Genomic DNA, 13,068 nt, shown 5'->3' with positions numbered 1-13,068 from the left:
CCGGGGCGCAATACCGAGCCTCTTCCCTCATGGCAGATCAGATGGCACAGTCACCGCATGAAAGACCACGCGCCCATGCCACCGCAAACCGAGCTGCGACCGCCGTCCCTTGTGATGCGGCTGGGGCGTATGGGCGCCGCGTTTCCGACCCGGCTAAGCTTTCTGCGTGTGCTGACCCGCCGCCTTGCCCGCGAAGGTGCGCGGCTGACCCGTCCGGTCTGGCGGATTGATGCGCAGGGCTATGGCCATGCGGTCTATTCCATCGCTCTGGGCGGGCATGACTACAGCCTCGTCGCGGTCTCGACCCATTTGCCCGACGAGATGCGCACCGACCGCGTGATCGCCACCGCGTGGGACACCTCCTATGTGCTGTATGACGGAGTGCCCGACGCTGCGGAAATCGACCGCATCCGCGCCACCGCCCCGAAACAAGAGGCCGCGCGGTTCACCGAACGCGATCTGGTCCTGAGCCGGGCCAACAAGTCGGTGCGCCTTTTCGCCCATGTGGTCGACCGTCTGCGCGCGGGCCTTCAGCCCGACGCCGATCTGATCAACGGCGTCGGCTACCTGATGCGCACCACCGCCGTCTATGGCAACGGCAAGTTCGGTATCGCCGACCGCGCCCAGATAGAGGGCCGCCCCGGTATCGACGGCCCCTTTGCCGCCGAGATGCTGACCGTCTGGATGATCCGCAGCTTTACCCACGACCTGGTCGAACACCTTGGCGGTGCGGCGCTGGACCCACGGCTGAAACGGCACCTCGGGATCGGGAATTCGACCGGCTTGGGGATGGCCCCTTTCCTTGTCTCGCACCCTGTCCTGCTCAACAACTGGATCACCGCCCGCGAAACCGCGCTGGCCCGTGTCCGCGCCCTGCCGACATTGCCCCCCGCGCAACGCGACCGGCTGATCCGCCTCGCCGACCGGGCCGCCGCCCATCTGGCTGAATGGCAGGTGCCAGACCCGCATCATCAGTCCCGGATCGATCTGCTGCGCGCGGAATGGCCAGCGGTGCGCGATGTGCTGGCCGATCTGCCCGGCACCCACCCGATAGAGGCCTTGATCCGCGCCGCACAGGCCTATTCGCCCGACACACAGGAGCTGTGCGTGGCATTGGTGCTGGAGCCGTTTGGCGACATCGTTGACGACCTGTCCGACCAGATGGCCGATCCACTGGGCCCGCCGGTCTCTGATTTTGGCTCTATCGCGGCCCTGCGGGCGGCAATTGAGACGCATTTTGGCTGGGCGCTGCGATTTGACTTTGACCATGCGGCCCAACAGCGCCGGTTCTGGTATGTCTCGGAGGAAAAGCTGGAACCCCGGATAGGCGACCGGTTCACCGAACCGGGGGCCGAACGGGAAAGCCCGTTGGACATCGCCCGCCGGGTGCAGGCGCTTTACCGGGCGCTGGACGGCGTCGACGACCTGCGCGCCTTTCGTGCCGCGCTGCCGCAACATGAACTGGCTCTGATGCGCGTGGCCTGTGTGTTGCGCCATCCCTATTCGGAAATCCGTGACAACCTGATCGCCGACACCTGCCTGCCGATCGACATGCTGCGCTGCAAGCTGGCGTTTTTCGGGGCGACAAAGTTTGACCCCAAGTCCGACCGTTGGACCCGGATCGCGCTGGCGCAGGGCGCGCCCCTGCCGGAAGACCTTGGAACGGATCGCGCGGACGACTGGTGGCTGGCGGGTCTGACCGCATGAGCTTTTCCGCCAACGAGATTGCGGGTCTCGCCCAAAAGGCGGCGCGCGGGGCGGGGTTCCCGCCTCGTCAGGCCGAACTTTTTGGCGCGGCCGCCGTGCATCACCTTGCCGGGGGTGGCCCCCCCGCGGCGCTGGACCGCGCGCTGGCCAATGCGACCGACAGCCCGGTGCTGCGCCTGCCGCTGTTGATAGAGGACGTTCTGCGCGCTCTTACCCTCACCGGTCCGGAGGTCACGTTGACGCTGCAACCCGGTGACGAGGCATTGGCGCTGGCCTACACCGGTTTGATCAATATCCAAGTGGATTGGGCCCGGATCGATCAGTCCGAAGACGGCCTGCCGCGCCTGACCCTATGCGCCCGATCCGACACCCCGGCCCGGCCCCGGCTGCCCGCCCGTATCGACGTCCCGGCAGAGTTGGTCGCGCACTTTGGGCAGTTGGCGTCTGAAACCTATGTTGCCTCTTCAGGGGCGTCCCGCGATGCCGGAGCGGGCGCAGGCAATATCGACAACGACTGAAACTTCAGGCGTCAAGCAAACGCTTGATTAAATATATATCTCAATGCAATCGTCTTGGTGTGGTGCGCTTTTGCGCCGCAATTTAGCAAATGGATTATCAAATGAAGAAACGTCTCGCGGCCTTTTTGGCTGTTGTCGTCGCTGGTCCGGCGGTTGCACAGGATTTTTCAGGCACCTACCGACTGCAAACCATGTTCCAGGCCCCGGAAAACAAGTGTTTCGAAGGCAATCGCTATGCCCCTGAATCGACACTGGGCGGCGCGGCCTTCATGGACACCTGCCAGAATGTCACTGGCCAGATGTGGAAAATTCAGTCGCAGGGCAACGGCTGGTATCGGCTAAAGACGGTTTTCCAAGGTGAGGGCAAATGCCTTGAAGGCAACCGTTACGCTCCCGAGTCGACACTGGGTGGCGCGGCCTTCATGGACAACTGCCAGAACGTGTCCGGCCAGCTTTGGAAGATCGAATCGCAAGGCGACGGCTGGTACCGGCTGAAAACCCAGTTTCAGGGGGAAGGGAAATGCCTTGAAGGCAACCGGTACGCCCCCGAATCGACGCTGGGCGGCGCGGCTTTCATGGACAACTGCCAGAACGTGTCCGGCCAGCTTTGGAAGTTTGTCGACCTCGGCAACTGACCCATGCCGCGCGCCCTCTTGCCCCGGCAAAGGCACCGTGTTTCTCTCCGGTGAAAACCGGAGAGATCCATGCCACACAGCTTACTGAACCCCGAAGACATAACCGCATATCAGCGTGACGGCGTGGTGGTGGTGCGCGGCCTGTTTGCCGATCATGTCGAGGCCCTGCGCGCGGGCGTCGCCCGCAACATGACCGATCCCGGTCCCTATGCTGCCGAAAACCTCAAAGCGGGCGAAGGCGGACGCTTTTTCGACGATTACTGCAACTGGCAACGCATCCCGGAGTTTGAGCAGGTCATCCGCACCAGCCCCGCCGCCGAGGTTGCCGCCGACCTGATGCAATCCGATAGTGCGCAACTGTTCCACGATCACGTGCTGGTCAAGGAACCCGGCACCTCGAAACCCACACCCTGGCATCAGGACGGACCTTACTACTTTGTCGAAGGCCACCAGACCGTCAGTTTCTGGAGCCCGCTGGACCCGGTGACAGAGGCCACGCTGCGCTGCGTCGCAGGCTCACACCTTTGGGAAAAACCAGTGCTGCCGACCCGCTGGCTGTCCGAGGACACCTTCTACCCCGATGAAAGCGCCTATATGCCGGTGCCCGACCCGGACGCCGAGGGCATGGATATCCGCGAATGGACGCTGGAACCCGGCGACGCCGTGGCCTTCAACTATGGCATCCTGCACGGCGCGCGCGGCAACAACAGCGACACGCGCCGCCGCGCCTTTTCGTTGCGAATGGTGGGCGACGATGCACGCTATACCACCCGTCCGGGGCCAACCTCGCCACCCTTCCCCGGTCACGACATGACCCAAGGCCAGCGCCTGCGCGAAGACTGGTTCCCGGTGCTGTTCCGGCGCTGACTGGTCAGGCGAACGGGTCCGCAGGATAGCCGACACCCATCAGGCTCAACCCGTCGGGCGGGCAAACCGGCCCGCAGGCGGGCCGCGAACGTGCCTCCAGCGCGGTCTTCACCCGATCCGGCGACCAGGCCCCAACGCCAACCCGCTCCAGCGTGCCCACGATAGAGCGGACCTGATTGTGCAGGAAGGACCGCGCGCGGAGCCGGAAATGAATTTCCGGCCCACCCAGCCCGTCGATGCGCTCGATCGCGATCTCATCCAGCGTCTTCACCGGCGATTTGGACTGGCACATCACCGACCGGAAGGTGGTAAAGTCATGATGGCCGATCAGATGCACCGCGCCTGCGCGCATCGCATCGACATCCAGCTGGTGGTTCACGCGCCAGACCTGCCCCGTCTCCAGCGTCGCGGGCGCACGCCGCATCATGAGCCGGAACAGATAGCGCCGCTCGACCGCCGAAAACCGCGCGTGCCAGTCGTCGTCGACCCGCGCCGCCTGCCGGATTGCCACCGGCAACGGCTTCAGATGATGGTTCAGCGCCTCGGACAGCCGGAACGCGTCCCAGTCCTTGACCATATCGCATTGCGCCACCTGCCCGCGCGCATGAACCCCCGCATCGGTGCGCCCCGCCGCCGCGATGGTGTGGTCGCGCGGTTCCAGCCGCGCCAGCGCGGCCTCTATGGCACCCTGCACCGACGGCTGGTCCGCCTGCCGCTGCCATCCCGCAAAGGGGCGGCCATCATATTCCACGAGTAAAGCATATCTGGGCATGGACCGCGTCCTAGCGCCCCGCCCGGCATAGGGCAATCCCGCGACGGGTCCGCGCGCGTGGCGGGCGGGGGTGGGCGGGTGGGCGCCCGCCACGCGCGCAGGCGCAACATCGGCCATATTCCCCGCCCGCGCCTCTGGCCCCACACGCGACCAATGACTAAGTTGCCAGCGAACCGCAGGACAAGGCCCATCCCTCATGGTCATTGGCACCATCGCCGACACACTCACCCGCAGCGTCGAGACCATCACCGGCACCCTGTCGGAGACGTTCTTTGAGCCGACCCTGCGGCTGGGCGTGACCGGGTTGTCGCGTGCCGGCAAGACCGTCTTTATCACTTCGCTCGTCGCCAATCTGATGGACCGCGCCCGGATGCCGCAACTGGTCGCCGAAAGTGAAAACCGCATCCTGTCGGCCTTTTTACAACCCCAACCCGACGACACCCTGCCGCGTTTCGACTACGAGACCCATCTGGCCGCGCTCACGGCACGCCAGCCGCACTGGCCCGACAGCACCCGCGCGGTGTCGGAATTGCGCCTGTCGTTGCGAATCCGTCCTGCCGGTCTGTTGGCGGGCTTGCAGGGGCCGCGCACCTTGCACCTTGATATTGTCGATTATCCCGGCGAATGGCTGCTGGACCTGTCGCTGCTGGACAAATCCTATGCCGACTGGTCGCGCGACATGCTGGACCGGCTTGCCCTGCGTCCCGACGGGCCGGAAACCCGCTCTTTGCTGGAGGCTGAGGACACCAAACAGGACCTTGACGAAAGCCGCGCCCGTCTGCTGTCCGACGCCTACACGGCCTCGCTGCACATTGCCCGCGGCGCGGGGTTTTCCGACTGCTCGCCGGGGCGTTTCCTGCTGCCGGGTGAGCTTGAAGGCTCTCCGGTTCTGACCTTCGCGCCGCTGCCGCCGGTCGATGGCGCCCCGCGCCGCTCGCTGTACCGCGAGTTCGAGCGCCGCTTTGACAGCTACAAATCGCGGGTCGTCAAACCGTTCTTCCGTGACCATTTCAGCCGCATTGACCGGCAGATCGTGCTGGTCGATGCGCTGGGCGCGATCCACGCGGGTCCCCGCGCGATGGAGGATCTGCGCCGTACGCTGGCGGACATCCTCACCGCCTTTCGCCCCGGCACCAACGCCTTTCTGACCAGCCTTTTCATGGGCAAGCGCGTCGAAAAGATCCTGTTCGCGGCAACCAAGGCCGACCACCTGCACCACCTTCAACACGGCAAACTGACCGCCATCATGGAGGCGCTGACCCGCGAGGCGCGGGACCGCGCGCGGTTTGCCGGGGCCGATACGCAGGCCATGTCGCTGGCCGCGCTGCGGGCCACAACCGAACAGGTGATCCAGCATCAGGGCAGCGAATTGCCCTGCGTGCGCGGCACGTTGCTTGAGACCGGCAAACAGGCGGCCTTTTACCCCGGTGCCCTGCCCGAAGATCCGTCGCACCTGCTGGGCACCGCCCGTGACGGGGCGGAAAAGTGGCTGGATCAGGATTATTCGGTGATGAATTTCGCCCCCGCGCCACTGGTGCTGAAGCCCGGAGAAGGCCCGCCCCACATCCGGCTGGACCGCGCCGCGCAGTTCCTGATCGGCGACCGGCTGTGAACGGGATTGAAATTGCCTTGCGCCCCGCGCATTCGGGCGATGCGGGGCAGTTGGGCGCGATGATCACCGAAGCGGTGGAGGCGCGGTCGTGGAAACCCCGCCTGCATTCTGCCGCGCAGGACATTTCACACGCCGGCACGCTGATTGATCGCGGCTGGGTCACCGTGGTGGAACATGCGTCCCGGTTGGCGGGCTTCATCGCCCGCAACGGCGTCGACATCGACGCGCTGTTTGTGGCGTCCTGGGCGCAGGGACAGGGCCTTGGCACCGCCCTGCTGAACGATGCCAAGACCCGCGCCGACGCGCTGGAACTCTGGACGTTTCAACAAAACAGCGGGGCGCAGCGGTTTTACCTGCGGCACGGGTTCCATGAGATCGCCCGCACCGATGGCGACAATGACGAAGGCCTGCCCGACATCCGCTATCACTGGCGCCGTCCCTCTCAGGAGCAACTGACATGAGCCAACCGCCCAAGGGCCCGATCCTGATTAACCTTGACGATGAGGGCGCAGAGGCCCCCAACCCCGCCGCCGCCCCCCCGGTGCCAGAGCCGCATCTGCCCCCGCCCGAAGGGGCCGCGATGACCACGGTCGCCGCGCTGGCGACGCGGCAACCTTCGGTTCTGGCGCGCTGGTTCTGGCGGCTGCTGGTGGCGCTGGTCGGCACGCTGGTCTCGATCGCCGCGTGGAAATTCGCGACTGACCTGATCGCCTCGACCCCGTTGCTGGGCTGGGCGGTCACTGGCCTGTTCGGGGCCTTTGCGCTGGTCTGCCTGATGATCATCGTCAAGGAAATCGCCGCCTTTTCGCGCCTGTCGCGGATCGACAGCCTGCACCATGCCGCCGAAACCGTTCTGGCGGCAGAGGATCTGGGGGCCGCGCGCAAGCTGACCGACGATCTGGTGACGCTGTACAAGGGACGCGAAGACACCCGGTGGGGCCGGGACAAGCTGGCCGCGCAGCGCGATGAGATCTTTGACGCCAAGGGCCTGCTGGACCATGCCGAAACGGCCCTGCTGGCCCCGCTGGACACCGCCGCCCGCCGCGAGGTCGAGGCCGCCGCACGGCAGGTCGCGACGGTGACGGCGCTGGTGCCGCTGGCGCTGGCCGATGTGGCGGCGGCGCTGACCGCAAACCTGCGGATGATCCGCCGCATCGCCGAGGTTTATGGCGGCCGCTCCGGCACGCTGGGCAGTTGGCGGCTGACGCGGGCGGTGATGTCGCATCTGGTGGCCACCGGGGCGGTGGCCATCGGGGATGACATGCTGGAGCCGATCCTGGGCGGCGGCCTTCTGGGCAAACTGTCGCGCCGCTTTGGCGAGGGCATGGTCAATGGCGCGCTGACCGCACGGGTGGGTGTGGCCGCGATGGAAGTCTGCCGCCCGCTGCCGTTTGGCAAGGGCAAGCGCCCCTCGGTCCGCTCCATCATCCGCTCCAGCCTGTCGGGACTGGTGATGCAGGACAAGGGCTGAGACAGGCGTCACAGGGTGGCAGACGCGGTGGCCGCAGGTGGTGGCAGATCCCGGATCAGGCCCCGGACACGCGTCCTTTTGTGACACCGACAGGATAACGCAAAGCTCTGGACGGGTCCGGCATTCCGGACCTGTGCAGCGGAACGGGCAGACCCTAAACTGCGCTTTCGAATAACCGGGAGCTTGCGGGTTTTATGGAAGCCATATTTGTCCTCTTGGGCCTTGTGGTCCTTGCTTTGCCCGTGGCTGTGATCGTGCTGATCATCGCGCATGTGCGCCTTCGCCGTCAGGTAACGGCGCTGAGCCGGACAGTTGCGGGCCTGCACGCCGAGACGTCCTCCGTATCCACGCAGCCCAAGTCGCCAGCGCGCCCCGCCAACGCCGCGTCCGCGCCGATGGCTGAGAAACCCGCCGCCCCGCCGCCGCCCCCCGCCACACAAACCGCCCAGGTCACGCCCAAAGCACCGCCTGTGCTCCCGGCAAAAGCGCCGCGCCGCACCGGGCCTTCGGCCCTTGAAACCCTAGGGGTCTGGCTGCGGGACAACTGGTTTTACGCGATTGCAGCCGTTTCTCTGGCCCTCGCCGGGATTTTCCTCGTGCAATACGGCATTGAGACCGGCCTGCTGACACCGACGATGCGGGTGATCGCCGCTCTGGCCTTTGGCGCGACACTGATTGCGGCAGGAGAGGCCATCCGCCGCCGTTTTGGCGACGACGCGGCCAGCGCCACGGCCTACCTGCCCTCTGTCCTGTCCGGGGCGGGCCTTGTTTCGTTGATGGGCGGCGTACTGGCGGCGCGTCTGTTGTATGACCTTGTGGCCCCCGGTCCGGCGCTTGGGGCGCTGTTCGCCATCGCCTTGTTCGGCCTTTTGCTGGGCTGGCGTCATGGCCCGCTGCTGGCCGCCGTCGGATTGATCGGCGGCATGGCAGCGCCGTTTCTGGTGGGCGGGCAAAGCGAAAACCCTGAATGGCTGCTGCTCTATTTTGGCCTGCTGACCGCTTTGGGCCTTGGCATCGACACGCTGCGCCGCTGGGCATGGGTCAGTGCCCTGTCGGTCACTCTGGGCTTTGTCACTGGCCTGCTGTTGCAGCTATCCGCGCCGGGGGACGAGGCGCTGATGGCCTCTTTTGCGGGTTATGCCGTTGTCCTTGTCCTGCTGGCGTTGCTGATCCCGTCGCGGGCGCTGGCCCCCGATCATTCCGGTCTTGGCATCGTGGAAACCGTGGCCGCCACCGCCGAGACATTGCGCAAGCCGATCTTTCCGGTGATCCTTTCCGGCGCGCTGCTTGTGGCCTGCTGTGCCGCGCTGGGTTACGCGGCGCTGTTCAGCGCCACGACCTGGCAATTGTCGGTTGGGCTGGCTACGGGTCTTGCGATCCTCCTGACCATCTGGTCACGGGGGGCGCCCGCCTTGCAGGATCAGGCGGCATTGCCGGCGCTGACCTTGCTGGCGCTGATCGCCCTGCCAGAGCTGAACGCCGCAGGGCGGGCCGCGCTGGACGCCCGACTGGCGGCCCAGGAGGGATTGACCGAACAACGCCTGCCGTTGGACCTGAGCCTGCTGCTGCTGGCCGCGACGCTGGTCGGGCTGGCAAGCGCATGGCGCAGCCTGAAACCGGGCCGATACCCCGCCGTCTGGGCCGCCGCCGCGGCGTTGATCGCGCCGCTGGCCGGTCTGGCGCTGGATTTCGTCTGGGACGCACGCGCCCTATTGGGGGCATGGCCATGGGCGCTGCACGCGCTGGCGCTGGCGGCGCTGATGGTGGCGCTGGCGGCGCGCTTTGCCCGCGCCGATGGGGCGGTCAGGCTGCGCACCGCGCTGTTCACCGTCTCGGCGCTGGCCTGTCTGGCCTTTGCCCTGACCGTCCTGCTGACAGAGGCCGCTTTGACGCTGGCGCTGGCGGCGGTTGTGGTCAGCGCCGCCGCGCTGGACCGCCGTTTCGACCTGCCGCAAATGACCGGTTTCATCGCGGCGGGCGTTCTGGCGCTGGGCTACCGGCTGACCTTCGATCCCGGCCTTGACTGGGCCATCGACGTGCCGGTGCTGGAGATGCTGGCCGCCTACGGCGGCACACTGGTGGCCCTGTTGGCGGCGCTCTGGCTGTGCACCCTGCGCCCCCGCCCGCGCGCCCGCGTCTTTCTGGAAAGCGCGGCATGGTCGGTGGCGGGCATGTCTGTCAGCCTTGTGCTGTACCACGCGATCGAGGCCCATATCGGCCACGGCCAGCAGGACGTGCATTGGTTCCTTGGCCTCTACGGCACGATCTGGATCGGCATCGCGCTGGCGCAACTGGAACGGCTGATGCTGGGTGGTCCGATGCGCTGGCTGCGGGCGGCGCTGGCGGTGATCTTTGGACTGGTGGCGCTGGGCAACCTTCTGACGGCGGTGAGCCTTGGCAACCCGCTGTTCGAGGAGCAGGCGGTGCATGGCGTGATCGGGCTGAACACCCTGATCCCGGCCTACCTGTTGCCCGCCCTCGCGCTGATCCTTGGGGCCTGGCGGCTGGGTCACTTGCCGCGCTGGCTGCGCATCGGGATCGGCCTGCCGGGTGCGGCGCTGGCGCTGCTCTGGCTTGGCCTGACGATCCGTCATGCTTGGCAGGGCGGGCTGGCAATGCACACGGTCCATGGCATCACCGACGGTGAGCTTTACAGCTATACCGTCGCCCTGCTGCTGGCCGGAGCGGGACTGTTTTATCAGGCGCTTGCGCGGCGGTCCGACGCCCTGCGCCGCGCCGGTGTCGCGGTGATCGCGCTGGCCGTGGCCAAGGTGTTCCTGATCGACATCTCCGGGCTGGCGGGGCTGGTGCGGGTGTTTTCCTTCCTGCTGCTGGGCCTGTCGCTGGCCGGGTTGGCGTGGTTCAACCGCTGGGTGCAGACCCGCGCCACACCGGACCCGGAACCATAGGGTTGCGAGTCGCTCGCGCTTGACCCGCGTCCGGACTCGCGCGACACGGCGCGCGACAATTCCGGAGGACCTTGCGGATGCATCTGCTCGAACACGGCCACACCGACACCGAGATCGCCGAACGGCTTGCCAACCCGCCGGGCAAAGGCGATCTGGGCGACGCGGTTTACGGCGCGATTGACGGCGCCGTGACAACCTTTGCCATCGTCGCCGGGGTCGCGGGCGCGGGCCTGTCGCCCTTCATTGTCGTGGCGCTGGGTTTGGCAAACGTACTGGCGGACGGCTTTTCCATGGCCGCAGGCAACTATTCCGCCACCAAGGCAGAGCGCGACAACAAGATGCGCCTGCGCAACATCGAAGAACGCCACATCCGCCTGCATCCGGAAGGCGAAAGGCGCGAGCTGCGTGTGATCCTTGAACAAAAGGGCCTGTCGGGGCCCACGCTGGACGAGGCGGTCGAGCAGGTGTCGACAAATCATGACGTCTGGATCGACACCATGCTGGAGGGCGAATACGGCATCGGTTCGGTCGATCCGCATCCGATGCGGGCGGCGCTGGTGACTTTTGTGGCCTTCCTTCTGGCCGGGTTCGTGCCGCTGCTGCCGTTCCTGATTGGCATGACCCAGGGCTTTGCCGTTGCGACCGTGCTGACGCTGATCACCTTTTTCGCCATCGGGTCGGTAAAAAGCGTCTGGTCGCTGTCGCCGTGGTGGCGGTCGGGGCTGGAGACGCTGGCCATCGGCGGGGTGGCGGCGGGGATCGCCTATTACGTGGGATCGCTGTTTGGCTGAAGCGCGTCAGCGCTGCAATGAGCCCAGCGGCGGCAACAGGTCGCCGCAGACCAGCCGGGTCAGGATGCGCTGGACCGGACGGACCGTCGACAGGGGATACAACGCCCGGTCCCGGAGAACCGGCAGCCAGCGGCTATCGCCCTGATATTGCGGCGTGAACAGGCGACTCATCAACTGGTAGCCGCGCACATGCCAGCGCCGCGCCTGCGCGTACCACTGCGCCGCCAGCGCCACGTCGCCGCGCGCGGCCTCCAGCGCCCTTGCAAGGGCACAGGCGTCCAGCAAGGCCATGTTCGCGCCCTGCCCCAGTTGCGGGCTGGCCCGGTGCGCCGCGTCACCGATGTAGATCATCCCGTCCTCGAACGGGCGCCGCAGGGTGCCGTGCGCATAGCGGGCCATGGTCATCTGGTCGGGGTCGGTGATCTGATCGATAAAGGGCGCAAAGGCAGGCCAATGCGTGACCGCCTCTGCCCGCCATGCCTCTAGCCCGCCATCGCGCCAGTCGTCATACGCCCCGGCCGGAAGCGACCAGAAAATCGACGACCGAAACCCCGACTGGCCGGGAATACGGCCCACCGGCAGCACACCCAGCATCCGGTCCGCGCGGCGATAGGCCTGCCGCAGCTCATTGCGCGGCAGGTCCGTGCCCTCGGGCCAGTCCACCGTCGCCCAAAGCGCGCCATAGCCCAAGGGCCGCGCGCGCATCGGAGACAGCGGCGAGCCGGAGCCGGTGGCATCGACGATCAGGTCGAACGGCCCTTCGTGCCCGTCGTCAAACAACAGTTCCGTGCCCGCGCGCCCGGTGACGCGGTGGCCCGGCTCTATCTGCACACCGGCGGCCAGCGCCGCCTCGTGCAGCGCCTGAAACAGCGCGGCGCGGTGAATGGCCAACCCAAAGCGCGGATCGCCGGGGGCGTCATAGGCCACATCCAGAACGGGGCGTCCGCTCAGTACCTCATGGCCGAACATGCGGTGGATGCGGTTGCCCCACGCCATCGCGGCGGGCAATGCGCCCAGCCTGTCCAGCACCTCCATTCCGACGGGTTGCACCACCAGTCCAGAGCCGACCGGGGCGGGCGCGTCGAATTGGTCAAAGACGATGACGGTGTGGCCCGACTGGCGCAATGCCGTCGCCGCCGCAAGGCCGCCCATACCAGCCCCGGCAATCGCAATATCCATGGCGGACCTCCCCTTCCTCCGACAGAAGGGAAACCGTCTTGACCGGGCGGGCGCAAGCGACGCAGCGACGCAGGTGGTGCGACCGATCCGCGCCGCAGATCCTCACAGGACGCCCCCGGCACCGGCCAGACCCGGAGCCGGGAGCGTCACAACCCGTCATGCGGGCTTATTCGGCGGGCGCACCGACCGGGGCCGCCGGGTCTGCGCCGCCGTCCGGCGCGCTGTCGCTCAGCGGGGCGACCGGCGCATCGGGCGCGTCCGTCAGGGGCATCGGCGCCCCCGTGGGATCGACCGCTGCGGGGGCCTCGACCGGGTCTGTCGTCGCGGCGGGGCCCAGCGACAAGAGCGCCACGATGGCCACGCCAATGGCCAGCGCAACAACAAGGCCAAGCACTGACCCGCTCGATCCTCGGGTGGTGGCAAGTCGCTGGTCGATCCGCTCGTCGGGGGCATAACGCGCCTCGTGCTGGCGCAGGTACGGGTCCTGAGTAGTCATTTGGCGTTCCTTTCCTCCTGTAGCGTCGGAGAGGTCCGGCGCATGCCGCTAACGTGGCGATTGCCCGCGTCCAGGAAAGGGGCCAAGGCCATGGGCCGGAAATCTCGGTAC

12 protein-coding genes are annotated in these 13,068 nt (G+C 66.9%); 9 read left to right on the top strand and 3 right to left on the bottom strand.

Going from position 1 to position 13,068, the window contains the following annotated elements:
• The first annotated feature begins 57 nt into the window (after window positions 1–57).
• From ACN0S5_RS20400 to ACN0S5_RS20385, 4 genes are all read left to right on the top strand, one after another.
• Window positions 58–1,707, top strand: coding sequence for a hypothetical protein (locus ACN0S5_RS20400; protein ID WP_417210774.1), 1,650 nt, complete (start codon window positions 58–60; stop codon window positions 1,705–1,707).
• The gene (locus ACN0S5_RS20395) at window positions 1,704–2,225 is read left to right on the top strand and encodes a hypothetical protein (RefSeq protein ID WP_417210773.1); all 522 of its coding nucleotides are present in this window, start codon (window positions 1,704–1,706) and stop codon (window positions 2,223–2,225) included. The genes ACN0S5_RS20400 and ACN0S5_RS20395 overlap by 4 nt, the downstream gene beginning before the upstream one ends.
• Window positions 2,226–2,326: 101 nt before the next feature.
• A complete protein-coding gene (locus ACN0S5_RS20390) occupies window positions 2,327–2,860 on the top strand; it encodes an RICIN domain-containing protein (RefSeq protein ID WP_417210771.1) in 534 nt (177 codons plus the stop codon).
• A 69-nt stretch (window positions 2,861–2,929) separates the two neighbouring features.
• Window positions 2,930–3,727, top strand: coding sequence for a phytanoyl-CoA dioxygenase family protein (locus ACN0S5_RS20385; protein ID WP_417210770.1), 798 nt, complete (start codon window positions 2,930–2,932; stop codon window positions 3,725–3,727).
• A 4-nt stretch (window positions 3,728–3,731) separates the two neighbouring features.
• On the opposite strand, the gene truA is transcribed toward ACN0S5_RS20385, so the two are convergent.
• A complete protein-coding gene (gene truA, locus ACN0S5_RS20380; RefSeq protein ID WP_417210768.1) occupies window positions 3,732–4,499 on the bottom strand; it encodes a tRNA pseudouridine(38-40) synthase TruA in 768 nt (255 codons plus the stop codon).
• Window positions 4,500–4,695: 196 nt separating this feature from the next.
• Here truA and ACN0S5_RS20375 point away from each other — a divergent pair, with 196 nt between their 5' ends.
• The 5 genes from ACN0S5_RS20375 to ACN0S5_RS20355 all read left to right on the top strand — a co-directional run bounded on the left by ACN0S5_RS20375 (window position 4,696) and on the right by ACN0S5_RS20355 (window position 11,282).
• Window positions 4,696–6,111 carry a YcjX family protein gene (locus ACN0S5_RS20375; protein WP_417210766.1) on the top strand — a complete coding sequence of 472 codons (1,416 nt, stop codon included), beginning with the start codon at window positions 4,696–4,698 and terminating at the stop codon, window positions 6,109–6,111.
• A complete protein-coding gene (locus tag ACN0S5_RS20370) occupies window positions 6,108–6,572 on the top strand; it encodes a GNAT family N-acetyltransferase (protein WP_417210765.1) in 465 nt (154 codons plus the stop codon). The genes ACN0S5_RS20375 and ACN0S5_RS20370 overlap by 4 nt, the downstream gene beginning before the upstream one ends.
• On the top strand, window positions 6,569–7,582 hold the full coding sequence (locus ACN0S5_RS20365) for a YcjF family protein (RefSeq protein ID WP_417210764.1): 1,014 nt from the start codon (window positions 6,569–6,571) through the stop codon (window positions 7,580–7,582). Before ACN0S5_RS20370 ends, ACN0S5_RS20365 begins: the two co-directional genes overlap by 4 nt.
• A gap of 194 nt (window positions 7,583–7,776) precedes the next feature.
• Window positions 7,777–10,491, top strand: coding sequence for a DUF2339 domain-containing protein (locus ACN0S5_RS20360; protein ID WP_417210762.1), 2,715 nt, complete (start codon window positions 7,777–7,779; stop codon window positions 10,489–10,491).
• A gap of 83 nt (window positions 10,492–10,574) precedes the next feature.
• A complete protein-coding gene (locus ACN0S5_RS20355) occupies window positions 10,575–11,282 on the top strand; it encodes a VIT1/CCC1 transporter family protein (protein ID WP_417210808.1) in 708 nt (235 codons plus the stop codon).
• Window positions 11,283–11,288: 6 nt separating this feature from the next.
• Here the strand turns inward: ACN0S5_RS20355 and ACN0S5_RS20350 are convergent, their stop codons facing one another.
• Window positions 11,289–12,461: an FAD-dependent oxidoreductase gene (locus ACN0S5_RS20350; RefSeq protein WP_417210761.1), complete on the bottom strand. Its 1,173-nt coding sequence runs from the start codon at window positions 12,459–12,461 to the stop codon at window positions 11,289–11,291.
• Between the two features lie 166 nt (window positions 12,462–12,627).
• On the bottom strand, window positions 12,628–12,957 hold the full coding sequence (locus ACN0S5_RS20345; protein ID WP_417210759.1) for a hypothetical protein: 330 nt from the start codon (window positions 12,955–12,957) through the stop codon (window positions 12,628–12,630).
• Window positions 12,958–13,068: the final 111 nt, after the last annotated feature.

The sequence above is a fragment of the Antarctobacter sp. genome (assembly GCF_048262615.1).
GTDB lineage: Bacteria > Pseudomonadota > Alphaproteobacteria > Rhodobacterales > Rhodobacteraceae > Antarctobacter.
Note: the sequence above shows the minus strand (reverse complement) of the source record. Positions and strands in the feature narration are given on the sequence as shown.

What these genes read in the sequence shown, in the direction of transcription:
- ACN0S5_RS20345 (WP_417210759.1), bottom strand. Translation starts at nt 12,957, where the DNA reads ATGACTACTCAGGACCCGTACCTGCGCCAGCACGAGGCGCGTTATGCC.
- ACN0S5_RS20395 (WP_417210773.1), top strand. Translation starts at nt 1,704, where the DNA reads ATGAGCTTTTCCGCCAACGAGATTGCGGGTCTCGCCCAAAAGGCGGCG.
- ACN0S5_RS20390 (WP_417210771.1), top strand. Translation starts at nt 2,327, where the DNA reads ATGAAGAAACGTCTCGCGGCCTTTTTGGCTGTTGTCGTCGCTGGTCCG.
- ACN0S5_RS20385 (WP_417210770.1), top strand. Translation starts at nt 2,930, where the DNA reads ATGCCACACAGCTTACTGAACCCCGAAGACATAACCGCATATCAGCGT.
- ACN0S5_RS20375 (WP_417210766.1), top strand. Translation starts at nt 4,696, where the DNA reads ATGGTCATTGGCACCATCGCCGACACACTCACCCGCAGCGTCGAGACC.
- ACN0S5_RS20360 (WP_417210762.1), top strand. Translation starts at nt 7,777, where the DNA reads ATGGAAGCCATATTTGTCCTCTTGGGCCTTGTGGTCCTTGCTTTGCCC.
- ACN0S5_RS20365 (WP_417210764.1), top strand. Translation starts at nt 6,569, where the DNA reads ATGAGCCAACCGCCCAAGGGCCCGATCCTGATTAACCTTGACGATGAG.
- ACN0S5_RS20400 (WP_417210774.1), top strand. Translation starts at nt 58, where the DNA reads ATGAAAGACCACGCGCCCATGCCACCGCAAACCGAGCTGCGACCGCCG.
- truA (WP_417210768.1), bottom strand. Translation starts at nt 4,499, where the DNA reads ATGCCCAGATATGCTTTACTCGTGGAATATGATGGCCGCCCCTTTGCG.
- ACN0S5_RS20350 (WP_417210761.1), bottom strand. Translation starts at nt 12,461, where the DNA reads ATGGATATTGCGATTGCCGGGGCTGGTATGGGCGGCCTTGCGGCGGCG.